Below are 25,016 nucleotides of genomic sequence, written 5' to 3' on the forward strand. Positions count from 1 at the left end.
TACTTTTGACAAAAGTAACAAAACCGCCGTATCCGGCGAAAGTTTCTTAATATCGCTATTACTGGCGTGAATAAAAATTATGTGCCATATCTAGCACTTGATTAGAAAAGAGGTGAGAAACATTATGATAAAACGAACAATTAGCGGTATGATTGGGAAAGGTTCTCTGGCTCATAACAGGAGAGAGTTTTTCGCAGAGAATGTAGACCCAGACAGAGTACAATTAAATATTTGTTACCAGAATGAAAATCTGAAAGAAGTTTACAAAGAGTTATTTGATGATGCTGTGGAGAGATACAATACCGGGAAAAGAAAAGACCGGAAGATTACAAATTACTATGAAAAAATCCGGCAGGGAAAACAGGAAAAGTTGTTCCATGAAGTGATTTTCCAGATTGGAAACCGAGAAGATATGGCTGTTGGAACAGAAGCAGGAAATCTGGCTGTAAACGTACTGGATGAGTATGTAAAAGATTTCCAGAAACGGAATCTGACACTTCGGGTATTTAGTTGCTATTTGCATCAGGATGAGGCTACTCCACATCTTCATATTGACTTTATTCCTTATGTGACGGGCTGGAAAGGAAAAGGAATGGATACCAGAGTTTCGCTGAAACAGGCATTAAAAGGTCTTGGATTTCAAGGTGGAAATAAGCATGATACGGAGCTGAATCAGTGGATAAATCATGAAAAAGAAGTACTGGCAGAGATTGCAAGGCAGTATGGAATTGAATGGGAACAGAAAGGTACTCATGAGGAACATCTGGATGTCTATAACTTCAAGAAAAAAGAACGGAAAAAGGAAGTACAGGAATTGGAGCAGGAAAAAGAGCATCTAACTGCTGAAAAAGAAGAATTAACAGCACAAATTGCAGAATCCAGAGCAGATATCCAGAATTTAAAAGACGATAAGGAACAGGCAATCAAGGCGAAGCAAGAAGCAGAACAAAAGGCAGGGAGCGCAGAAAAAGAACTAAAAAGCCTGGAAGATCGCAGAGAACAGCTACAACCGATTATGGATAGTGTGAGCAAAGAAATCAAAGAATATGGAACAGTTAAAATGTTACTGCCGGAGGCGGGCACGCTAGAACGGGCAGTAACCTATCGAGACAAAAAAATTAAACCACTGTTTCTTCAAATAAAGAATAAGGTTGCTGTAATGGCGGCTCAGGTTAAAGAACTCACGAAAGAGGTGGAAGGGTGGAAGAAAAAATATCAAAAGGTGAAACAGAAATATAATGCTATTCAGAGAGAACTGGATGATATACGTAAAGACAATCAGAAATTGTCAGAAGAAAAAGATATATTACAAGGTGTTTCTGATAGGTATGATCGTGTTGTGCGTGTTCTTGGAATAGAAACTGTAGATACAGCAGTACAGCAGGATATTCAAAACGAGAAAGTCCTGGAAGAAAAGCGACGGATGGAGCAAATGCCGAAGGGAAATATTCATGAAAGATTGGCATGGGGAATGAAAAAAAGCGAGATGGAGAATCAGCAGCGTAAGAAAACTAAATCAAAAAACAGAGAAATGGAGAGATAAGATTATGGAAACACACATTTATGATGAAAAGAACGGATTAAGCTATACTTTGCATGGAGATTATTATTTGCCGAATTTGGTATTGAATGAAGAAAAACCGATATATGGGAAATATGGAATGCTGCGAAAACAGTTTCTGAAGGAACACAGATTAGCAAAATATCAATATTTGTTGTTGACTGGAAAGCTGACGGAACACCTGAATCAGATTGATCAGGAGAGCAGAGAACAGGTGGAAATGCTTATGGAACAGATGGCAGAAAAACAGGGTGTAACTGAAGAATTAAAGGTACAGAACCAGACGAAGTGGGTTAGGCTGATGAATAATATAAAAGCCAGTGCAGAAGAAATGGTGTTGAGAGAAATACTTTATATATAAGTATTGGTTGTAAAGGACTGAACAGGAAAAGTATAATACTATCCGGCTTATTAAGATTTATTTCACATCTCTTGATTTTTATTACGGTTACTGATATAGTTATTACAGTAACCGTAATAAAGAGGGGATGCTATGAGGGATAATGTGAAAAGTGGTGCACTCACAGAAGTGACATTCTATATTTTGCTTTCACTCTATTCACCTAAACACGGATATGCTGTCATGCAGTTCATTGAAGAAAAAACAGGTGGGCGGCTTTCATTGGGAGCAGGCACTTTATATGGTGCATTAAATTCAATGCAGGAAAAGGGATGGATTGAGCTTTTCGGAGATAGTGAAGGTAGAAAAAAAGAGTATCTTATCACTGTAAAAGGAAAGGAGATAGCTGAAAAAGAACTTATCAGACTTCGTGAACTTGTAGGTATTGCAAGCGGAATTGTAGGAGGTACATTATGAGCAAAAAGTGTTATCGTTTTTTTGGCGGGCTATTGACGGTACAGAAAAACTGGCTGAATAAGATGGCTGAAAAAGGTTATCGCCTTATTCGAACGGGAAAATTACTCTATGAATTTGAAAAATGTAAGCCAGGTCAAGTTCAATATTGCGTGGAGTTTATAGGACAAAAATCAAAAGCTAATGCTGAAGATTACCATGATTTCTTGGAAGAAATGGGATATTCCGTATTCTATAAAAATATCAATCTTAATTATTCTGTTGGTAAAGTTCGCTGGCGTCCGTGGGCTGAAATTGGCGGTCGTATTGCAACAAACACTACAACATTTAACAGGGAATTGCTGATTGTAGAAAAAGAAAATGATGGAAAACCTTTTGAACTTCATACGTCCTATGAAGATAGGGCAAATTATTACAGTAATTTGCGAAATCCCTGGCTTTTATTAATGCTTATGCTCGTGGCATTTGCTACCGTAAATCGGTCTGTTATTTTAGGCATAGTTGCTGTGATTTTTCTAATCCCTGTCATTATATACCAGTTGCAAATTATGAAAAATAGGCATGAAGCGAAGATGAAGGAGTGGTGATTCAGGATAACAAGGTTGGTTTAGCTGATGCAATGTAATGCACTGTCGTTTGAGGGTTAGTAGCCCGTTCTTAAATTTGTGGGCAGTTTGTTGCTGATGATATAAATATTAGAGAAAATTAATTGAAAGTTAAAAAAAGAAAGTAATAAGTAAACAAAGGCTCAATTGTAAACATGTATTGGGAACGCTATAATGGAAATAAGGACAGGAGGTGCGAACAATGCGTATTGGTGAGCAGATAAAAAACTATCGAAAAACTGAGGGATTAACACAAGAACAGGTGGCAAATTATCTGGGTGTTTCTACTCCTGCGGTAAATAAATGGGAAAAGGGAAATACATATCCGGATATCTCATTACTTCCAGCTTTGGCACGATTATTGAAAATTGATATGAATGAATTGTTTTCGTTTCGTGAAGAATTGACCGAAAAAGAGATTGGACAATTTGTGAATGAACTTTCGGAAGTTTCATTGGACAGCTTTACAGAGGCTTTCGAGATGGCATCTCGTAAAATACAGGAGTATCCTCATTGCGACTTATTAATATATACGATCGCAACCGTTCTGAACGGATCTTTGACTTTGTCAGATCTTAATGGCGAAGAACGAATGGAATATAATACAGCTATTATTGAGTGGCTGGAACGAACAGCAGACAGTCAGGATGAAAGAGTGAGAAATTCAAGCGTTTTTATACTTGCAACAAAATATGTCCAAATGGAGAAATATGAAGAAGCAAATGCCCTTTTGAAAAAAATTCCTGATACTGTAATTGATGCAACGATTATGAAAACAAGTGTATTAGCACATCAGGAAGGAACAGACACTGCTGCGTTATTCCTGGAAGGGAAACTGCTACAGGCAGTTGTCAATATTCAAAGCTACTTGTATAAGTTAATTGAAATGGAAGAAGAAACAGGAAATCATGATAAAGCAGAGAGAATTGCTGAGATTACAGATCACATGATATCGTTGTTTGGACTATGGAATTACGGCAACACAGTGCCATATCTGCTGATTGCTGGATATCGAAAAGATGTAGAAAAATGTGTTCAGTTAATTAAGCAATTATTAAGTGAATCACAGAAGCCTTGGAATATGACACAATCCCCTTTGTATTACAGGTATGAAGATACTGCACAGGGAAAAGCCTTTTCGGGAGTTGGAAAAAATTTTGTTCGTGAATTGTATTCGGAAATTGAAAATAAGAAAGAGTATGAATTCTTGAGAGGGAATAAGGAACTCGAATTAATTTTTGAGGAACACTTGAAATAGGTTGTAAAAATGTATGGAAATAGATATAGTTGAGAAAGAAGAAAATTTTTGACATTTCCACGGATGCGTGCTAATATGATTATAGAAAAAGAGTGCTACCGATAGACGGTTAGTCCGTTTTACTATTTAGAATATCATCAAAGATAACCGCTTAGTTTACCAGACCAGGGCGGTTATTTTTGTGGTTTATGATTATCTTTGCCTAATGTATATCCGATACTAAAGCAGGTTAAGCCGAAGCTCACTACTGCTATGAAGTCAATAATACTCATTGGCTTAGCCCTCCTTTCCAATGGATTCCTTTACAGGTTTCTATGTAATCAGAGGGTCACAGTCCCTCTGGAGAAGGACTAACCGCCTACCGTTATGGTAGCACCCATGTTTCGATTATAACAGTTAAAAATTACCGGTGCAATATAAAGTTGGTAGAGAAGTATCTAGTATCTACAGAAGAAAATCGGTTTGAGTATTCTCCGGTGCCAAAACGGTGCCAAGAAATCAGGCAAATCAAAATAGGTGGTGCAATTCAGCCGTTTTTCACTGTATTTTGGAGAGAAAACCATAAAAAATATGAGGTAAAACGGGATTAAAGTATCGTGAAGGTGGACGTACTGTAGGATCAGGCCGTGTTGCTTCTATCATCGAGTAATCACTGATTAGCAGATAAAATTATATATATGGTTATCGCAAGATAACATTGTGTCCAAACGTAAGATGCCCGTAGAACTTCGGTTCTACGGGTTTTTCTGTTGCCTGGAAATATATAAAAAGAGCAGAAAAGAATAACGAACAGTATAGAAAAACGGTTGCCGGGAGAGTGTCCTGACAACCGTTTGTGATAACAGAATGATAACAAAATATATAATTTTCGTAAATATGATAACAGATAAAGTGGATTTATTCACAAATCAGAGATTTGACTGTGGATTAAGTCAGATCATATGTCTTGATGTCATTACCTTCAGTGCCCTTCTTAACGATGGTATGACAACCTATCGTAGTTCCCATAGCACGCAGTTTCCATTCTTCTTGGGTAGCGTTCAGCTTATCTAATTCTTCCTGTCTTTTATCTTCATTTTCGATAGCTAATATTTCAGCTTTTTCCTTTTCATAGACATTTTTAAATTGACACCATTTCCTGAAAAAGTCCTGCATTGTAGGATTATCGAACGTCAGTGAAATCTTCTGATCAGGCATCTCAGCAAGTGAGAGGTTCACTGAATCATCAATAGAAAACAGCAGGGAGAGCACATCTCCGACTGTTTCAATATTAAAATCCAGAAAAACACTAACATTTAATCCCAGTGCAGTTGCTATCTTTTCTAACTGATCCGGTTTTGGATTCCGAATTCCCAGTTCATATTTTCTGATCGTTCCTACGTTAATGCCGGACAGCTCGGCTAATTGTATCTGACTGTATCCTCTAAATTCCCGGAATGCCCGGATTTTTTTACCGATCATAATGCTGCCTCCTTAATAATATTTGTGCTTCTATTCTAGCACAAAAGTGAATGATACAAAAGAGTGAGATTTAACAAATTGTTGATACGAAAGCGATAGGTATGGAATGGAAAAAATAAATTCGCAAATGTTTATTGACAAATTCACAAAAGTGAATTATTATAAGAGAACAACGAAAGAGTCACAAAAGTGACTGGAAAGGAGGACGCTATGAGAACTAATTATATGATGACTGTTGATGATGTCATGGAAGAATTAGGAGTGAAACGCAGTAAAGCATATTCTATTCTGAAGCAGCTCAATGATGAACTGGCAAAGGAAGGATATGTAGCAGTTCGTGGAAAGATTCCACGTCCCTACTGGGAAACAAAATTTTATGGATGCTCTCAGAGAGCAGTATGAAGGAGGTTTTGAGATGTCAGCTTACAAAGACAAAACACAGGGAACCTGGTATGTGAGCTTCCGCTATATTGACTGGACAGGTAAGAAAACGCAGAAGCTGAAAAGAGGGTTCAAGACAAAGAAAGAAGCATTGAATTATGAAAAGGAATTCATAAGAAAGACTGCAGCGGATATGAAAATGGAGATGAACAGTTTTATTCAAGTCTATTTTGAAGATAAAAAGAATGAACTGAAAGAAAATTCAATCCGTAATAAGCAGCACATGATGAACAAGCACATTGTTCCATATTTTGGAACAAGAAAAATGAATGAAATTACACCGGCAGAGATTATCCAGTGGCAGAATGCCATTCAGGAAAAAGGATACAGTAAGACTTATGAGCGTATGATCCAGAATCAGTTAAATGCACTGTTTAATCATGCACAGAAAATTTACAATCTGAAGGAAAATCCATGTAAGAAAGTAAAAAAGATGGGAAAATCGGATGCAAATAAGCTGGAGTTCTGGACGAAAGCAGAATATGACAGATTTATCGCCGGGATTGAGCCGGGGAGTGAAGATTATCTGATATTTGAAATTCTGTTCTGGACAGGAATTAGGGAAGGAGAGCTTCTAGCATTGAGTCTTTCGGATTTTGATATGAGTGGAAATCTCCTGCATATCAATAAGACCTATAACCGGATCAAGAAAAGAGATGTGATTGATACTCCAAAAACAGAAAATTCGGTCCGTACTATTGACATTCCCAATTTTCTTAAGGAAGAGGTACAGGAGTATGCAAAGAAGCATTATGGATTTCCGGAAGATCAGCGGTTGTTCCCGATTGTGGCGAGAACACTGCAGAAACGTCTTAAGAAATATGAAGCACTGACCGGTGTAAAACCAATCAGAGTGCACGATATCCGTCACAGCCATGTGGCATATCTGATCTACCAGGGCGTAGAACCGCTGATTATCAAGGAAAGGCTGGGGCACAAAGACATTCAGATGACATTGAACACTTATGGGCATCTGTACCCGTCACAGCAGAAAAAAGTTGCTGAGATGCTGGACAATAAACGTTAATACGGAGGAAAAGAAGCAAATGAAAACAAAGAAAGTAGTCGGAAAAATATTTGATGCAATTAACTACAGTAAGAAGCTGAAAATAAGTTCCATTTTACCGGATCGGGATTCAGATTATGTGATTCTTCTTGAATTAGAGGATGGAAGCAAATTTGAAATCATTATTATTCCTACAAGGAGATTTGTGTAAGGAGCAAAAGCTATGACTACTGACAGACAAAAAGAAAAAGCCCAGATAAAATATCTGAGCAAGTTCTCTGATAATCAGATTCACTGATATACCATCTTGGCAGATTCAGTATATCACGAATTGAAAGATACAACAATTCCCGAATATCTGTTCATCGGAGACTTGCTCGGAGGGGCAGGAGGTAGAAGTGACATTATTTGAACAGGTAAAAGAATGTGTGACAGCCAGACAGGCTGCGGAGCATTACGGGATAAAAGTAAAAAGAAATGGAATGGCGTGTTGTCCGTTTCATAAAGACCGACACCCAAGTATGAAGGTAGATAAAATATATCACTGCTTTGCATGTGGAGTGGGCGGTGATGCGATAGATTTTACAGCAAGGTTATTTGGAATATCACAGTATGAAGCTGCGAAAAAGATGATAGAAGATTTTGGACTGGATATAAAAATCGAAGACAGAAACAAATACAAAAGGACGCACCAAAGCAGGAATACTTTGATATCAAAGAAACCTAAAGTTGTGATGATCAGAGAAAAACTGGAGCAGTGGTTGAAACATGCAACAGACGTGCTGATCAGATATCTGAAATGGATTCAGTTCTGGAAAGAGTTTTACAAACCAGAACCAGAAGAAGAGTGGCATGAATTATTTACGGAGGCATTGGCAAATGAAAGAAAGATAAATGACTATCTGGACGTGCTGATGTTTGGAACAGGAGAAGAAATTGTAGAATTTTTCAAAATGAAGAGAAGGGAGGTTGAAAAAATTGAAGAAAGAATTAACGAATATCAGCGAGAAGTCCTTGATGGAATTAGAAGATATTGTGAACGAGGAAATGCTTACAATAGAAGATGTCAATAATATGCTGGAGCATACGGATAAGGGAAGAACAAAGCAGACAATCAGAAACTGTGTAACGGTACTTCAAAATGATCCGGTACTGAAAAAAGCGATTAAACGAAATGAGCTTTCCGGAAGAATGGACATTGTAAAAGAGGTGCCATGGGAGCGGAGAAATAACAGTCCTACGGTTACAGATACAGACGAATACAATCTGAAAATGTATCTGGAAGAGCATTATGAAATAACAAGTGAGCGTGTGATCAAAGCGGGAATAGATATTGTTTCCAATGAAAATAAATATCACCCAATCAGAGATTATCTGGAGAGCCTGGTTTGGGACGGAATTCCAAGAATAGAAAATATGCTTCCGCATTTTCTGGGAGCAGAAAAGAGCAAATACACAATCGGAGTAATGAAAATGCACATGTTGGCAGCGATTTCAAGAATTTATGAACCGGGAATAAAATATGACATTATGCTGTGCCTGGTTGGAAGTCAGGGAGCCGGAAAGTCTACGTTTTTCAAATATCTGGCGATAAAAGAAGAATGGTTCAGCGACAATCTGGATCATCTGGATGATGAAAATATTTACAGAAAACTGCAGAATCACTGGATTATCGAAATGGGGGAAATGAAGGCAACTATCACAGCAAAGAATATTGAACAGATAAAATCGTTTTTGAGCAGACAGAAAGAAACTTACAAAGTACCTTATGAAGTTCACCCGGAAGACAGACCACGACAGTGTGTATTTTGTGGTACTTCAAATGATTTGAATTTCCTTCCGCTGGACAGAACCGGAAACAGACGATTTGCTCCGGTGATGACAGATATGTCGAAAGCAGAAGTTCATATTCTGGATAATGAAGCAGAGAGCAAAGCCTATATCGAACAGGCCTGGGCAGAGGCAATGGTATTGTATCGACAGGGAAATGTGTTCTTAGGATTTACAAAGGAAATTGAGGAAGAGGCAAAGCGTCTGCAGAAAGAATTTATGCCGGAAGATACCAATGCCGGAATCATACAGGCATTTCTTGATGACTACGATGATGATTATGTATGTACAAGAATTCTGTTCGATGAAGCGCTACATCGAACCGGAGAAATGAAACAGTGGGAAGGTAAAGAAATTGCCAATATTATGAACAATGCGATTGTAGGCTGGAAACCACATGGTACACATCGATTCGGAAAGGAATATGGAATACAGCGGTCATGGAAACGGATGGAAGATTCGGTGAAGAAAGATAAAGACGGATTTATAGAAGTACCGGAACAGTTGGAAATACCGTTTGAGTAAAGATTATTGTAAACGATGTAAACGGAACTTGAAGAAAAAACTTAAAACGTTAACTTTTAAAATCTTTTGAACTCCGTTTACAAATTCCGTTTACAGACTGGAAAGGAGCAGAAAATGATGAAACAGGGAAGATTAGGATATAACAGCAGCAATGGAAGATATGGATTATTATCATCGGATTTATGGATTGATACAGGATTTCACTGCGGAGAAGGACTGGAAGTGCTGGTAGATGATGAATGGGTACGGACCAGAATGGAGATGAATCTGGCAAGAGAATGGTATCTGGTGGGAACGCCTTATTGTGGAGATTTGGAATATGTGCAGGCGAGGATACTAGAATAAACAGATCTATGATCCACTTCGGTCGGTGCAGAACAGACGTCCATAAGGACGTTATGCCCCGGCAGGGCGCAAGGGGACTTTTGATGGACGGTACGGCTGTCGAAAGTGCTTTTGCGTTACTTTTGACAAAAGTAACAAAACCGCCGTATCCGGCGAAAATTTCTTAAATATCGCCATAACTGGCGTAAATAAAAATTATGTGCCATGTCTGGCACTCGAGTAGAAAAGAGGTGAGAAAATTTATGATGAAACGGACAATCAGTGGCATGATCGGAGCCGGTTCACTGACTCATAACAGACGGGATTTTGTAGCAGAAAATGTAGATCCGGACAGAGTGCAATTGAACATTTGTTATAAGAATGAGAATCTGAAAGAAGTTTATAAGGAACTGTTTGACGATGCTGTGGAGAGATACAATGTCGGGAAAAGAAAGGACCGGCAGATTGCAAATTATTATGAAAAAATCCGACAGGGCAAACAGGAGAAGCTGTTCCATGAAGTAATATTCCAGATTGGTAATCGTGAGGATATGGCAGTGGGAACGTTAGAAGGAAATCTGGCTGTAAAGGTACTGGACGAATATGTGAAAGACTTCCAGAAACGGAATCCGACACTTCGGGTATTTAGCTGCTATCTGCATCAGGACGAAGCTACTCCGCATCTGCATATTGACTTTGTTCCTTATGTGACCAACTGGAAGGGAAAAGGAATGGATACCAGGGTTTCACTGAAGCAGGCATTGAAAAGTCTTGGATTTCAAGGTGGAAATAAGCATGATACAGAACTGAATCAGTGGATAAATCATGAAAAGGAAGTGCTGGCTGAAATCGCAAAACAGTATGGAATTGAATGGGAACAGAAAGGCACACATGAAGAACATCTGGATGTTTACAATTTCAAGAAAAAAGAACGCAAAAAGGAAGTGCAGGAATTGGAACAGGAAAAAGAAAATCTGACAGTGGAGAATGAAGGATTGACTTCTCAGATTGCAGAAGCAAGGGCAGATATCAAGCTACTGGAAGAAGAAAAAATTCAGTTCCAGAAAGATAAAAAGATAGCGGAAAAACGTGCGGAGAAAGCAGAAACGGAATTGAAAAAACTGGAGGACAGAAGAGAATTCCTGCAAGCAGTGATGGATAATGTCAGTAAGGAAATAAAAGAATATGGAATGATCAAAACATTTCTGCCGGAAGCTACAGCATTTGAACGTGCGGTAACTTACCGGAATAAGAAAATAAAACCATTATTCATTGAAATGAAAAACAAAATCGGTGCGATGGCTGCACAGGTGAAAGAACTCACAAGAGAAAGAGATAGTTGGAAAAGTAAGTTTCAAAAGAAAAAGCAAGAGCATGAAAAAACAAAAAAGGAACTGGCAGAAGTTCAGAAAGATTATCAGAAATTGTCTGGTGAGAAAGAAATACTACAGGGTCTTGCGGACAGATATAATCGACTTTTACGTATGCTGGGGAAAGATATGGTAGAAAGACTGGTACAGGACGATATCCGGATACAGGAGGAACTTGAAGCGAAAAAGAGGAAAGAGCAAATGCCGAAAAAAATAGGTGACCGCATACAATGGGCAAGAGAACGAAGTGAAGAACACAATGCACAAATTAAGAAGAATAAAGCAAAGTACAGAGGAATGGAGTTGTAAGAATATGACGAAACAGATTTATGATGAAAAGAACGGACTGAGCTACACATTGCATGGAGATTATTATCTGCCAGACCTGGAAATCAATGAGGAAGAACCTACATATGGGAAATATGGAATCATGCGAAAACATTTTTTGAAGGAGCACAGGAGTGCCAGGTATCAGTACCTAGTACTGACCGGGAAACTGACGGAGCATCTGAATCAGGTTGATAAGGAAGCAAGAGAAAAAGTTGAGATGTTGGTAGAACAGATGGCTGAACAGTGGGGAGTGACGGAAGAATTGAAGATGCGGGATCAGATGGAATGGGTGAGGAGGATGAATAATATCAAGAATGTTGCAGAAGAAATGGTATTATTGGAAATAATTTATGCATAAGGAATACTTGTAAAATAAAATCGAATATGATATGAGAAAGGGCACGTTGAATAAAAACGTGTCTTTTTTCTGTTTGCAGGGAATTGAATAGTGGCTGTTAGTTTGATACAATAAAATGGATTATACGGTATTGAGGGTGAGTAAATTATGCCGACGAAAGAACCGCGTTTTCATGGCGAAGTTACAGAAAAAAGTCATAAAAACATGAGTAGAATACGTGGAAAAGATACAAGTATAGAGGTTGTGTTGAGAAAGGCACTATGGCATAGGGGATTTCGTTATCGAAAAAATTATAAGGAATTGCCGGGGAGACCGGATATCGTTCTGACGAAGTATCGTATTGCGATTTTTTGTGACAGTGAATTTTTTCATGGAAAAGATTGGGAAATATTGAAGCCACGATTAGAGAAAGGAAAAAATCCGGATTATTGGGTTAAGAAAATAGAGCGAAATATCCAGAGAGATGAAGAAAAGGACCAGCAATTAAATTTTATGGGGTGGACTGTGATACATTTCTGGGGAAAAGATATTCTGAAAGATACAGAACAGTGCGTTAGAGTGATAGAAGAGACAATATTTGACCAGAAACTGGAAGAAGTAGACGATGAAGAGGAAATGTAATAATGAATTATTTGGAAGAATACGATGAAACGGATCCTATTTCAATTGAAACATATGCAAAAAGGTTGATTGGAAAAACATTTGCCGATGTGTGTAGGCAAGATGATATCACTAAAGCTATGGTTGTCAGGGAGACTGCAAATTACGAAGTAAAACATGAGAATAAGAAGCGAAAAGGCGGTTTAGGAGAACTGGTAGAGGAGAGATTCTTTCACTATCAGACGAATAATGATGCACGCCCGGATTTTGATAAAGCTGGTGTAGAACTAAAAGTAACACCATATAAACAAAATAAGAATGGAACATTGGTGGCTAAGGAAAGACTGATATTGACAATGATTGATTATTTTTCAGTTGTCGATGAGACATTTGAAAATAGTCATATGTGGCAAAAGGCCCGGTTGATTTTATTGGTGTATTATCTGTATCAACAAGAGATAAAGAATCGGCTAGATTATCGTATTGGATATGTGAAGCTGTTTGCACCGCCGGAGCAAGATATAAAAATCATAGCACATGATTTTGAGGTTATTGTTGAGAAAATCAGAAACGGAAAAGCACATGAATTATCTGAAGGGGATACTCTGTATCTGGGAGCAGCACCAAAGGCAGCAACGTCAAGGGACCGGAGAAAGCAGCCGTTTAGTGCTGAATTAGCAAAACCACGGGCATTTGCATTTAAAAATTCATACATGACATATGTTCTGAACAATTATATTATTCCGGGGAAAAATACATACGAACCGATTATTAAAGGTACGGCAGAGGAATCTTTTGAGGATTATGTTGTGAGTAAAATAGATGCGTATTGCGATTGGTCGGTTACTGATTTATGTAATACATTCCATATAGAATATCAAAAGAAACCGAAAAGCCTGGAGGCAATGTTAGCATATCGGATGTTAGGCATAAAAGGAAACCATGCGGAAGAATTTGAAAAAGCAAATGTGGTAGTTAAGACGATACGCATTGAGAAAAATAATAAGATAAAGGAAAATATGTCATTTCCAACTTTCAAATTTAAAGAGTTAGTAGAGGAAGACTGGGAAGATTCTACATTTGGAAATTATTTACGTGAAACTCGATTTTTATTTGTGGTTTATAAGTTTGATCAACAAGATGAATTAAGGTTAAAGGGTTGCCAGTTCTGGAATATTCCATATGATGATTTGGAAGGTAGTGTGAAGGCAGTTTGGGAAAGGACGCAGAGAATACTTCGCGAAGGTCTTCAGATAGAAAAGAAAAATGGGAAGAATTATAATAATTTTCCAAAATCATCAGAAAATCCAGTGTGCCATGTAAGACCACATGCACAAAATGCAAAAGATACTTATGAACTCCCAGACGGAAGACAGTATCCAAAGCAATGTTTCTGGTTGAATAATAGTTATATTTTGGCGCAGTTAGATGATCGATTCAAGGAGGAATAGTATGGCAGGTTTCATTTTTTCTATATATAAAGAAGAGAATATTGAAGGGGTAAAGAAGTGTATTAGGCAAGGATTATATGCATCAAAAGTACCAAATGATAAACTTTCAGTACAGGAAAATGAAAGTTCAGGTAATAAAAGTAAACAAGTTATGGCGGCGGTATTGGCAGACTATTGTTCGATGCAAGCTGGTGATAATGTGTATTTTTTATCTGATAGACGCATTTATGGAGTTGGGAAATTGGTCAATGTGGGAATAGATTGCAAATATAAAAATTTTTTGGATGCAAATAATTTTGAAAGAAAAGAAAAAGTAGTAGAAGCAGATCAATCATTGATGCAATTGGGACCAGAGTATAGATGGTTATGTCTCTTTGAGCCAGATCAACATTTTTTTGCAGAAGGCGTTGATATGGATGAGGTACTGTCATATAGACCATCAGCATTCAGAATGTTGAGAGCTTTTCAAGATGTTACTTTTATAAAGATAGATGATGAAGAAAATAGAGCGTTAAAAGAATGTATTTATTTAAAAAACAGAGACAAACAGAAGTATTTTGAATACAGTACATCAGAACATGAACGGATTTTACAATTTGATTTGGAAAAGTATCGTATCAGTCCTGAAGAAACTATAATAAAAGAGTTTAATTATGAAAAAAATGAAATAAATACGGAAATGCTACTAGAGGCCTGGATGATAGATTTCATTTCAAAAAATGGATTTGAAGGCGAAAAGTATGATTATGTGACACATCAGGTTATAGCTTCTCCTTTTAAACCGTTAGCATATATTGATAAAATGGATATTTTTGCATACAGATATTTGGAGAATTTTCCAGACACCGAAAAACCAATAGAAAAATATATGGTTATAGAGCTGAAAAAAGGAAAAGCAACGAGGGATTTTCCTTTACAACTAATGAGATATGTTGATTGGATTAGTAGAGAGTATGCTGCGGGAGATTATTCTTTAATAAAAGCAGTTGGTATTGCAAAAGGGTATCCTAAGGGAATGCAAAAAATTTTAGATGAACAGTGTAAAAGAAGTTATTTGTCAGATTTACATCCTAATACAACCTCTCAATGGAACGACTTAAGTTTATATGAATATTCTATGAATCAAACAAATCAGCTTCAAATTAAGAAGAGTAATATCTTTGATTCTATCCTTGAATTGAAAGAAAGACTTTCTGATATTGGTATAGAGTATAATACTGGTAAAATTCGAATAAATGGAGAAGTATATGCACCTAAATTTAAAGTACAGTCAAAAAAGTGGGCTTTTTTTGATGGATTAAATGAAGAAGAAAGAATTGTACTCAATGAAAATAAATGGAAAGTCATTGATATTGGTGGGATAAAAAATAAAGCAGAAGTAGATCAACTTATTTTAGAATTATTTAAATAAGGATCTTTACAAAAACAATAAAATAAGATATTATATATAAAGAACGATCGTTCGAATAATAAAAGAAGAGGTAATATAAAGTGAAGAAAACAGTTTGCGAATTGTTTGCCGGAGTAGGTGGATTTAGATGTGGACTTAATAATATAAGAACAGCAGAAGATTATGGTAAAGAAGAAAAATGGGATACAGTTTGGTTTAGCCAGTGGGAGCCGGCAGAGAAAAGTACACAGTATGCACATGACTGTTATGTATACCGATTCGGAACACGATTAGATAATAATGGTGAAGATACCACAAATTATAATATTGAAGATGTAGATAAAACAACACTTCCTGATTTTAACCTGTTAGTCGGCGGATTCCCGTGCCAGGACTATTCTGTAGCATCTTCATTAGCTACTTCCAAAGGACTTGAGGGAAAAAAAGGAATTTTATGGTGGTCAATACGTGAGACCTTAGAAGCCAAGAAGCCACCATTCGTATTATTAGAAAATGTTGATAGATTATTAAAATCTCCTGCAAAACAAAGAGGTAGAGATTTTGGTGTGATTCTTGCATGTTTTCGAGATGAAGGATATACAGTGGAATGGCGTGTGATAAATGCTGCGGAATATGGGTATCAGCAGAGACGCCGTAGAACATTTATTTTTGCTTATAAAAATAATACAAAATATGCGGATAGAATTTTAAATACAATTGGATATGCAGATGTATTGGAAGAAGGCAAGAAAGAATGCATGGAAAATGTAATCTTAAAAGAAGGCTTTTTTGCAGAAACATTTCCGGTAAATAAAGCAGAATCTGCTAAGATGAAGATTAAGGAACTGCCGGTAGAAGTAGGTGAAGTGTCCGAAACATTTCAATGTGCATTTGAAAATTCTGGAATAATGAAAGACGGAATAATATATACAATGAAGACTGTTCCGGATTATCATGGAAAGCAGATAACTCTTGGTGATGTTATGGAAACTGGAGCAGTAGAAGAACAGTATTTTATTCCAGAAGAAAAATTATATTATACGGATCCTGCGGTTACACATAGTGATGAAACTGAACAGCGTCTTCCAAAGGAGGATAGACAGACCTGGCAGTACCTGAAAGGTGCAAAAAAATTGTTACGTACAAGTTCGACAGGTCATGAATATGTATTCTCAGAGGGTGCTATTTCTATGATTGATCAGGAAGATAAACCGGCACGTACAATGCTGACATCTGAAGGTGGATTTAGTAGAACAACTCATATTGTGAAAGATAAAATGACTGGAAGAGTGAGATTGCTTACCGCAACAGAAGCAGAACGAATTCAAGGATTTCCTACAGACCATACAAAGTATTGTCTGGTTAAGGGAGAAACAGTGGAGATGCCATTGAGAAAACGCAGATTTATGATGGGAAATGCACTGGTGGTTAATCTGGTGGCAGATATGGAGAAAACATTAAATCAGATATTTGAGAAAGAGTAAAAGTTATATATTTTTATTTAGCATGGATAAGCAGGCATAATACAAATGTATGTGACATATAGTATAGATTATACAAAGACAAAAGGAAGGAGTGTGATTTATACGAGGTCACATAAAAAATACAGTATTGGAGGAAAAAATATGGACAGAATTACACAAAGCATGATTGATTCGTTTAAGAGCAATCAAAGTTTGAATATTGATGATGATTCAGAACTGTTTGAATATTTTGTAAATTATTGTGTTGTAAATAATGTATATGGTTCAAATGATTTTGACCTAGAAGAAATAACTACAGGGAAAGCAACACAAGGAATAGATGGAATTGCGATTATTGTAAATCAAAAATTTGTAAATACTATTGAGGATATTGATACATTGATAGAGTATAATAAATCAATATCTGTCAAGTTTGTGTTGATTCAGGCGAAGACCTCCAGCTCTTTTGATAATACTGAAATTGGAAATTTGTTGACATATTCAAAATTGTTTTTTAGTGATGATACGAGCATGTTTCGCACAGCGGAAATGCAACATTTTATTGAATTGAAGGAATACATATTTTCTAAAGGGGATAAATTAAAGAAAAATCCAGAATTGTTTTTATATTATGTTACCCTGGGAACATGGACAGATGATGAAAACTTACGAGCAACAATTAGTGTAGGAAAGGAAAGCTTGCGGGGAACAAACTTGTTTTCCAATATTAGCTTTGAACCTTGTGGGTCTGAAAAAATACAAGATTTATATCGCAAAACAAAGGAAAAATTAAAGGCTACATTCAAATTTGAAAAGAGAATCACAATGTATTCGATTAATGATGACGAAGTAGGATATAGCGGAGTTTTACCTTTTAAAGAATTTAAAAAGTTGATTATAGACGAGAACGGTGTTACTAAAGCTGTATTTGAAGATAATATACGCGATTATTTAGGACCTAATCCAGATGTTAACAAAAATATAACGGAGACTATTAAAACGGGAAATGTTAATGCATTTAGTATGTTAAATAATGGAATTACAGTTGTTACTTCTTCAATAATTATTTCAGGAGATATAGCTACTATTGAAGATTATCAGATTGTAAACGGTTGTCAAACAAGCAATGTGTTGATAGAAAATATGGATAGTGTAGAAGGAATTGACGAGCTGATTATTCCTATAAGAATTATTGCAACTAAAGATGAAAATTTGAAAAATGATATCACAAGAGCGACAAATAGCCAAACTGCTATAAAGAAAGATCAACTGGAAGCATTATCAACATTTCAGAAAAAATTGGAAGAGTATTATAAGACGTATAGGGATGAGGATGCACTTGTGTATGAGAGACGGACGGGGCAATATAGAGATAGTAATATTCCTAAAAATCGAATTGTTACAATTGCAATGCAGATAAAAACTGTTGCAGCAATGTTTTTAGATGAGCCAAGTGGTGTATCTGGACAATATGGTACAGTTGCTAAGCGCGTTGGAAATAAAATATTCAAAACAGCAGATAAAGAAATTATATATTATGTGAGTTCTTTGGCGTTGTATAAAATTGAAAATTTATTTAGAACACACAAGATTGATAAAAAATATAGAAGGGCTAGATATCATGCGATGATGTTATTTAGAATGTTGGTATCTACAGAGGAAATGCCAAGATTCAATGCTCGTAAAATGGAGAACTATTGTAAAAACATTTTAGAAGTACTTGAGAACAATGCTGAATGTGAAAGAATCTTCTGTGGAATAGTGGCATATATTGCATCAAAAGATGGTGAGTTAGATATTATGGATCGTAAATGCTTTGAAAGAAAAGAAACAACAGAGTATCTGAAGAACTGTTTAGATGAAATAAAAATTTTTGTAGATACATATTCGATTAGTGAGCAATGATAACACCATGATAACAAAATCCCCCAAAACCATACGGACACAACGGAAAATCCGGATTTTTCCCCACCAATCACACGAAAAATCACCATTTGCACACAGCAATACACCAGTCTGATATCGTGAAGGTGGACGTACTGTAGGATCAGGACGTGTTGCTACAATCATCGAGTAATATACGCGAAAGCAATGAATAAAGCGCCAATCAAGGCGATAAAAAAAGAGACTGCAAGCTTGCTTGCAAGTCTCTTTTTTTATCGCCTTGGAAGTGGGCATTTTACGAATGCCCGCGAACGAACGACGAAGTCGTGAGATTGGCGCATATACAATAGATTTGTTATCGCAAGATAACGTTGTGTCCAAACGTAAGAAACCGATGGTATGATAACCTATTGTAGTTCCCATAGCACGCAGTTTCCATTCTTCCTGGGTAGCGTTCAGCTTATCCAGCCGACAGTGAGAACAATGATTCAGATGCCGAAAAAGATATATTACAAGGTGTTTCTGATAGGTATGATCGTGTTGTGCGTGTTCTTGGAATAGAAACTGTAGATACAGCAGTACAGCAGGATATTCAAAACGAGAAAGTCATGGAAGAAAAGAGACGGATGGAGCAAATGCCAAAAGGAAGCATTTACGAAAGATTAGCCTGGGGAATGAAAAAGGGCGATAAGATCGTTCATTTACACTTTTGTATATATTGGAATAGCACTTTAGAAAACACTATGGTAAAATAAAGTGAAGAAAAATCGGAATTGACAGAGGTAATGAACTAGAGCGTGTCTGAAAAATCATTTCCGCAATCTGCAAGCCCCACTTTGCGGTATATTTTACCCTCATTCGGTTGCCGTAGCCCGCTACGCCGCCCTTATTCGGATAAAATCTCCCACAAACTGGGACTCGCAGCTCACGAAAAGCCTTTTTCAGACACGCTCTAGGTCTTAACGAAGAGGAGAAATAGTTAACAAAGAGAGGTGCATATGCTATGCCAGGGATACTCGTGGTTGAAGATGATGAAAATTTAAATCGTGGAATTACATTCTCACTGAAAAAATCCGGATATGAGGTTTTTTCAGCAGAATCAGTGAAAAAAGCGAAAAGAATTGCAAGTGATAATAATGTGGATGTTATCATTTGTGATGTGAATCTTCCGGATGGGAATGGACTGGAATTTGTAAGGTGGATGAGATGCAATTATAATACATACATTATTTGCCTTACAGCACTAGACCAGGAGATGGATCAGGTTATGGGATATGAAGCAGGGGCAGATGATTATATTACAAAGCCGTTTAGTCTTTCGGTACTTCTTTTGAAAATAGAAGCATATTTCCGTCGCAGACAGGAGAAAACGGAAGCTAGAAAGATGATTTCGGGAGATATCGTATTTATCGCAGGAGAAATGAAAGTCCTGATAAAGAGTCGTGAAATCAGTCTGACAAAAACGGAGTTGAAAATGCTGACTTTTTTTCTTCAGAATCCGAAAAAGATTCTTTCAAAAACACAAATATTGGAAAATGTGTTTGATCTGGAAGGGGATTTTGTGGATGAAAATACAATCGCTGTTAATATCAGAAGACTCCGTGAGAAAATTGAAGACAATCCGGCTGCACCGGTCTATATAAAGAATATCAGAGGTCTTGGGTATATATGGAATCAGGAGGTAAGGCAGTGATAAAGAGATATTGCAAGAAGATCACAGTAGCGCTCTCCTTGGTTTTGCCTGTCATATTATTGTTTGCAATATTAAATTGCTTTACCACGTATGTGTTTTATGAAGATTATAAATATAAAATGAATCTTATGACAGAGATTGCTGCAAAGGAAGAATTTTCCGGGCTGGATGCTGTTTCGGAATTGCTTAAGGATAAGGATATTGAAACTAACGAACAGGGAAGGCGATTATTGGAGCAATATGGATACTGGGGGAATAAAGGGAATGCATTTTATTCACAATTCCGGCATCAGGTTATGGTGACCGGTGCTGTAAGTACTGTGATATGCGTGCTTCTTTTGACTTTTTTACTTTATTGGAAGAAAAAAGAAGATGCGTGTCATCAGAAAATTTTAGACCAGTTGGAAGAAATTCTGATCAGATTCCGTGAAAATAAATTTGATGCTTTACTGAAAACGGAAAATCCAGCAGAACTGGAAAAATTGAATGACCAGCTTGAAGCAATCGGACATCATATTCAGTTGCTAAAGGAAGAAGCACGGGAAGAAAAAGAGAGCACGAAAGAAATGGTTTCTGATATCTCTCACCAGTTAAAGACACCGGTTGCAGCTTTGGATACATGTTTTAGTGTGCTGATGCAGAATGACTTAAGTGCCACAGAACAGGAGGAGTTTCGTATCCGTTGTCGGAGTGCTCTGGATGGACTGGAGACATTATTGCAGTCGCTTCTTGATATATCCAAGATGGAAACTGGACTGATTCAGATTAATAAGAAAAAACTTCCGCTTATGGATACTGTCATATCTGCTGTGAACTGTACTTATCCAAAAGCGGATGAGAAAGAAATTGAATTCGTTTTTGACTATGCAAAAGAGCTGGAAACATGCACGATTATGCAGGATAAAAGGTGGCTTGGTGAAGCTGTGATCAACGTTCTGGATAATGCGGTCAAGTACAGTCCGTGTGGTTCAAAAATATTTATCCGGTTACAAAAAAGAAACGATCTTGTAAGAATGGAAATTGAGGATCAGGGAATTGGTATTCCGCAGAATGAGTATCACAAAATTTTTCAACGATTTTACAGAGGAAGTTCCAGGAAGGTCATGGAAAAGAGTGGTACAGGAATCGGACTTTTTCTATCGAGAGAAATTATCGAAAAACACGGAGGTACAATCATGGTAACCTCCGGCAAAAAGAAAAAAGGAAGCACGTTTGTGATTCAATTACCATATGTTGGTTAAATTTTAAGTGGGCAGAAATCTTACAATTCTGTAAGACTTCTGCTCGTTTTTTGAAAGTGAAATGAAAGATTATCCTGATACAATTTGGATGTAGGTTGAAAAATGACCAATTATATAAACAGGCAAAGAAAGTGTGCTGAAAAGGTACGTTTTACAGAATTGAAAAGGAGGTAGCACATTGAGTGTGATATTAGAAACCAAGCAGCTTTGTAAGTTTTATGGCGCGGGTGAGAATCAGGTCAAAGCGGTCAATCAGGTGGACATTCAGATTGAGCAGGGAGAATTTGTCGCAATTGTCGGAAAGTCAGGTTCCGGTAAAAGTACATTACTTCATATGCTTGGAGGGCTAGACACCCCGACAAAAGGCAGTGTTACTTTAGCAGGGAAAGATTTATACAGGATGAAGGAAGATGCCCTTGCTGTTTTCCGCAGAAGAAAAATCGGATTTGTTTTTCAGGCATTTAATCTGGTTTCATCTGTTAATGTCTGGGAAAATATTGTACTGCCACTGGGGCTGGATGGAAGAAAAGTGGATGAAGCGTATGTAAATGATATCATTGCAACTCTGGGGATTGAAAACCGGATTTATAATCTGCCAAATCAGTTATCCGGAGGACAGCAGCAGAGAGTAGCAATTGCAAGAGCACTGGTGAATCGTCCGGAAATTATATTTGCAGATGAGCCGACAGGAAATCTTGATTCTAAGACCAGTGATGAGGTAATCGCTCTGCTTAAGATGACAGCAAAAAAATATGGACAGACAATTGTAATGATTACCCATGATGACGAAATTGCACAGGTCGCTGACCGTATTCTGGTGATTGAGGACGGACAGGTGGTGGATTTCAGATGAAGACAATAAGCAGGATTGCATATAGCAATGACAAAAGGAACAGGACAAGAAGTATACTGATCATGATGGCAATCTGTCTGACCACGATGCTGCTTGTTATCATCAGTACTGTGGGAAATGGGGTAATTCATTTACAGAAAAGTCAGGCGGCAGGATCATATGGAAGCAATTATGGTCTGTTTGTTTCCGCAGACGGATCGCAGTTAAAAGAAGTAAACCGCCGTGCGGAAATAGATGCTACAGGCACTATGTGCACCGAAGGTATTATAAAAGGCAATGAAAAAGGCGGGTTTGTCTGCATGGATGAGACTGCAAGAAAAATGCTTCCTTATAATAAAGAATATGAGTTGAAGGAAGGAAAGTATCCGGAAAAAATGCAGGAAATTGCCGCAGGAAGAGCATTTTTTCGTGCAATGGGGTATGGTGATGTAAAGATCGGAGATACGGTTACACTGGATTATCGCGCAGGGATGCAGTCAGAATATAAGCCGGAAAAATTTGTTGTCAGCGGAATCCTATATGATCGGGATGAGTATACCATCGAGGCATCTTATGTTGCTTTCGGGTCACAGGAGTTTTATGATGAGCACGTCGCAGAGAATGACAGACAGTATAATATTTATTTTACTTTAAATGATTCTGCAAATGTATCTATGAATAATATTGATTCGGTTATAAAGCAGATTGCAGCAGCTTGTGGGATCAAAGAAAAAAACGTTATAGTCAATGATCTCTATTTGCAATGGGTCTTGCAGCCGAGTTATGAAACGATTGCGGTATGCGGGGTTTTGATTCTTGCAATTGTACTTTTCTCTGTTGTGGTCATTTATAATATTTTTCAGGTCGGTATTGCCAACAAGATACAGGAGTATGGAAAAATCAAGGCTCTGGGAGCGACAAAAAAGCAGATGAAACAACTGATCTTCAGAGAGGGCATTTTTTTGACATTTTTTTCAATACCAGTTGGATTGCTTCTTGGTTTTCTGATTGCAAAATGCGGTTTTAACTGGCTGGTAGAACAGGGGAACCTTGTATCAACCCAAACTGGCTCTATGGAAGTTCAAAATCAGCAGGTGCCTCTGTTTTCCCTGCCTGTTATGCTTCTCTGTATTTTCGTATCATTTCTTACCGTTGCTTTGGCACTGCGTAAACCAATGAAAATTGTTTCACGGATTTCACCTATCGAGGCAACACGGTATTTAGAAAATGCAGAAACACAAAAAAAAGGAAAACGAAATGGCAGAAAAAATGTTACCGTGTTTTCTATGGCAATGGCAAATATAACGGGTAATCCAAAAAGAACCATTGGTACCATCCTCACACTGGGGCTTTCCTGCGCATTGTTTGTGATTATCTCTAATTATGTAGGAAATATTGATACGGAGCATGAAGCACGTCTTTCCGTTAATCATGGACAATTTGAACTGCAGCTTGACTATTCTGCTGAGTACGATGAAAGATATCCGGAGAATAATCTGGATACGATTCTGACGGATAATCCATTGAATGATTCAATGATTGAAGAAATCAAAAGCATTCCAGGAGTGACAGATGTCATGACGAGAGAGATTGTCTCTGTAAATCTGAACGGAACAAGATTTCCGGCTGATATTGTGAGTAAAAATGATTTTGATTTTATGCGCCAAGACGGGGATATTGGCTCTATGGACTATGATAAGGCGGTAAAGAATGGTGATATTTTCTTTGGTTGGTCGGCATGGATGGAACAAGATGGATATGCTCCGGGTGAATCCATTGCATTTGACTTTGAGAATGGAAGTGGAACCGATACCTATCAGGGAAAGATTGCAGGATCCTTTGTAAGTGCGGACACTTATCTTGTCATTCCGGAAGGTGTATACCGTTCCATGAATCCGCGGGGAACAGCCTATGGCTATCTGTGGGTGGACTGTGATAAAAAAGATGTTGCATCTGTGGAACAGAGTCTGAATACTTTGATTTCTAATACTTCGCATATAAAAATGGATACCTATCATGCACAGTTACAATCTGCAGAATTCACAGCTCGCATGATGAAGCTTGGCTGTTATCTGTTTATGGCGGTTGTAGGACTCATCGGTTTTATGAATATGGCAAACACCATAATCATGAATATTACGACAAAAAAGCAGGAATATGGTGTATTACAGGCTGTGGGTATGACAAATAAACAATTAAATTTATGTCTGCAGTTACAGGGAATGATGTTTACGGTTGGTACCATATGCGTAGCTTTAATCATTGGTCTGCCGCTCGGCTATGCACTTTTTTCCTATGCAAAACATAATGGAATATTTGGAATGAATATCTATCATGTTCCAATCGTACCAATTTTTATTATGATTTTTTTGGTCGGTCTGTTGCAGATTGTACTTTCCTGCGTTTTAAGCAGTAATCTGAAAAAGGAAACGCTGGTTGAAAGAATAAGGTATCAGGGATAGCAAGTAATATATAATGAACTAGGTCTTAACGAAGAGGAGAAATAAATAACTTTCAGTTGACCGAGTTCTTTAGAGCGAAGGATTGCTGGATTAGAAAGTGTCTTTTACAGAAAGGTA

The 25,016-nt window shown here is 37.4% G+C and carries 24 protein-coding genes and 1 pseudogene; 23 read left to right on the plus strand and 2 right to left on the minus strand.

All coding sequences use genetic code 11. The features are described 5' to 3' along the window. Positions 1–124: 124 nt before the first annotated feature. The 5 genes from DXC04_RS04135 (at position 125) to DXC04_RS04155 (ending at position 4,238) form a co-directional block, all read left to right on the plus strand. The gene (locus DXC04_RS04135) at positions 125–1,543 is read left to right on the plus strand and encodes a plasmid recombination protein (RefSeq protein ID WP_117639954.1); all 1,419 of its coding nucleotides are present in this window, start codon (positions 125–127) and stop codon (positions 1,541–1,543) included. Between the two features lie 4 nt (positions 1,544–1,547). Next, positions 1,548–1,922: a TnpV protein gene (locus DXC04_RS04140; protein WP_055258600.1), complete on the plus strand. Its 375-nt coding sequence runs from the start codon at positions 1,548–1,550 to the stop codon at positions 1,920–1,922. 132 nt (positions 1,923–2,054) lie between these two features. After that, positions 2,055–2,378 carry a PadR family transcriptional regulator gene (locus DXC04_RS04145; RefSeq protein ID WP_055056227.1) on the plus strand — a complete coding sequence of 108 codons (324 nt, stop codon included), beginning with the start codon at positions 2,055–2,057 and terminating at the stop codon, positions 2,376–2,378. Continuing rightward, positions 2,375–2,962, plus strand: coding sequence for a DUF2812 domain-containing protein (locus tag DXC04_RS04150; protein ID WP_055056226.1), 588 nt, complete (start codon positions 2,375–2,377; stop codon positions 2,960–2,962). The genes DXC04_RS04145 and DXC04_RS04150 overlap by 4 nt, the downstream gene beginning before the upstream one ends. Positions 2,963–3,182: 220 nt before the next feature. Then, on the plus strand, positions 3,183–4,238 hold the full coding sequence (locus tag DXC04_RS04155; protein ID WP_055281939.1) for a helix-turn-helix domain-containing protein: 1,056 nt from the start codon (positions 3,183–3,185) through the stop codon (positions 4,236–4,238). A gap of 927 nt (positions 4,239–5,165) precedes the next feature. Here DXC04_RS04155 and DXC04_RS04160 read toward each other — a convergent pair. Then, positions 5,166–5,699, minus strand: a complete 534-nt coding sequence (locus DXC04_RS04160; RefSeq protein WP_110103086.1) for a helix-turn-helix domain-containing protein — start codon at positions 5,697–5,699, stop codon at positions 5,166–5,168. Positions 5,700–5,909: 210 nt separating this feature from the next. Between DXC04_RS04160 and DXC04_RS04165 the strand changes: the two genes are divergently transcribed. The 13 genes from DXC04_RS04165 (at position 5,910) to DXC04_RS04220 (ending at position 18,692) form a co-directional block, all read left to right on the plus strand. Next, positions 5,910–6,101 carry a helix-turn-helix domain-containing protein gene (locus tag DXC04_RS04165; RefSeq protein ID WP_009243123.1) on the plus strand — a complete coding sequence of 64 codons (192 nt, stop codon included), beginning with the start codon at positions 5,910–5,912 and terminating at the stop codon, positions 6,099–6,101. A gap of 13 nt (positions 6,102–6,114) precedes the next feature. Further along, positions 6,115–7,167 carry a site-specific integrase gene (locus DXC04_RS04170; RefSeq protein ID WP_008705153.1) on the plus strand — a complete coding sequence of 351 codons (1,053 nt, stop codon included), beginning with the start codon at positions 6,115–6,117 and terminating at the stop codon, positions 7,165–7,167. 19 nt (positions 7,168–7,186) lie between these two features. After that, positions 7,187–7,357 (plus strand): hypothetical protein, encoded by a 171-nt coding sequence (locus tag DXC04_RS15690; RefSeq protein WP_009243121.1) that lies wholly within the window; start codon positions 7,187–7,189, stop codon positions 7,355–7,357. A gap of 187 nt (positions 7,358–7,544) precedes the next feature. Then, a complete protein-coding gene (locus DXC04_RS04175) occupies positions 7,545–8,219 on the plus strand; it encodes a CHC2 zinc finger domain-containing protein (protein ID WP_118619252.1) in 675 nt (224 codons plus the stop codon). Continuing rightward, entirely contained in the window at positions 8,164–9,501 is a 1,338-nt protein-coding gene (locus tag DXC04_RS04180; protein WP_118619254.1) for a virulence-associated E family protein, read from the plus strand. The genes DXC04_RS04175 and DXC04_RS04180 overlap by 56 nt, the downstream gene beginning before the upstream one ends. Before the next feature lie 117 nt (positions 9,502–9,618). Further along, positions 9,619–9,846 (plus strand): DUF5348 domain-containing protein, encoded by a 228-nt coding sequence (locus DXC04_RS04185; protein WP_118619256.1) that lies wholly within the window; start codon positions 9,619–9,621, stop codon positions 9,844–9,846. A 242-nt stretch (positions 9,847–10,088) separates the two neighbouring features. Beyond that, complete coding sequence (locus tag DXC04_RS04190) at positions 10,089–11,504, plus strand: plasmid recombination protein (protein ID WP_279220487.1); 1,416 nt, start codon at positions 10,089–10,091, stop codon at positions 11,502–11,504. A gap of 4 nt (positions 11,505–11,508) precedes the next feature. Beyond that, on the plus strand, positions 11,509–11,883 hold the full coding sequence (locus DXC04_RS04195) for a TnpV protein (protein WP_118619260.1): 375 nt from the start codon (positions 11,509–11,511) through the stop codon (positions 11,881–11,883). 147 nt (positions 11,884–12,030) lie between these two features. Then, entirely contained in the window at positions 12,031–12,504 is a 474-nt protein-coding gene (locus tag DXC04_RS04200; RefSeq protein ID WP_118619262.1) for a very short patch repair endonuclease, read from the plus strand. A 2-nt stretch (positions 12,505–12,506) separates the two neighbouring features. Then, entirely contained in the window at positions 12,507–13,934 is a 1,428-nt protein-coding gene (locus DXC04_RS04205; protein ID WP_118619264.1) for a Sau3AI family type II restriction endonuclease, read from the plus strand. Between the two features lies 1 nt (position 13,935). Next, positions 13,936–15,345, plus strand: coding sequence for a hypothetical protein (locus tag DXC04_RS04210; protein ID WP_118619266.1), 1,410 nt, complete (start codon positions 13,936–13,938; stop codon positions 15,343–15,345). Positions 15,346–15,425: 80 nt separating this feature from the next. Continuing rightward, on the plus strand, positions 15,426–16,808 hold the full coding sequence (gene dcm / locus DXC04_RS04215) for a DNA (cytosine-5-)-methyltransferase (RefSeq protein ID WP_118619268.1): 1,383 nt from the start codon (positions 15,426–15,428) through the stop codon (positions 16,806–16,808). Between the two features lie 141 nt (positions 16,809–16,949). Continuing rightward, entirely contained in the window at positions 16,950–18,692 is a 1,743-nt protein-coding gene (locus tag DXC04_RS04220) for an AIPR family protein (protein WP_158580436.1), read from the plus strand. Between the two features lie 720 nt (positions 18,693–19,412). Here DXC04_RS04220 and DXC04_RS16165 read toward each other — a convergent pair. Then, positions 19,413–19,556, minus strand: a pseudogene (locus tag DXC04_RS16165) (DUF6783 domain-containing protein); the annotation flags it as partial. On the opposite strand from DXC04_RS16165, the gene DXC04_RS16170 reads away from it, so the two are divergent. The 5 genes from DXC04_RS16170 to DXC04_RS04250 all read left to right on the plus strand — a co-directional run bounded on the left by DXC04_RS16170 (position 19,515) and on the right by DXC04_RS04250 (position 24,899). Beyond that, positions 19,515–19,634 (plus strand): DUF6783 domain-containing protein, encoded by a 120-nt coding sequence (locus DXC04_RS16170; protein ID WP_334295017.1) that lies wholly within the window; start codon positions 19,515–19,517, stop codon positions 19,632–19,634. The pseudogene DXC04_RS16165 and the gene DXC04_RS16170 sit on opposite strands and share 42 nt — an antisense overlap. A 40-nt stretch (positions 19,635–19,674) precedes the next feature. Then, the gene (locus tag DXC04_RS04235) at positions 19,675–20,364 is read left to right on the plus strand and encodes a response regulator transcription factor (protein WP_118288098.1); all 690 of its coding nucleotides are present in this window, start codon (positions 19,675–19,677) and stop codon (positions 20,362–20,364) included. Continuing rightward, positions 20,340–21,605: a sensor histidine kinase gene (locus tag DXC04_RS04240; protein WP_118288097.1), complete on the plus strand. Its 1,266-nt coding sequence runs from the start codon at positions 20,340–20,342 to the stop codon at positions 21,603–21,605. Before DXC04_RS04235 ends, DXC04_RS04240 begins: the two co-directional genes overlap by 25 nt. Before the next feature lie 178 nt (positions 21,606–21,783). Beyond that, positions 21,784–22,458 (plus strand): ABC transporter ATP-binding protein, encoded by a 675-nt coding sequence (locus DXC04_RS04245; RefSeq protein ID WP_006426335.1) that lies wholly within the window; start codon positions 21,784–21,786, stop codon positions 22,456–22,458. Beyond that, entirely contained in the window at positions 22,455–24,899 is a 2,445-nt protein-coding gene (locus DXC04_RS04250) for an ABC transporter permease (RefSeq protein ID WP_118660069.1), read from the plus strand. Before DXC04_RS04245 ends, DXC04_RS04250 begins: the two co-directional genes overlap by 4 nt. Positions 24,900–25,016 lie beyond the last annotated feature (117 nt).

Source organism: Dorea sp. OM07-5 (assembly GCF_003481355.1).
Lineage (GTDB): Bacteria > Bacillota > Clostridia > Lachnospirales > Lachnospiraceae > Dorea_D > Dorea_D hominis.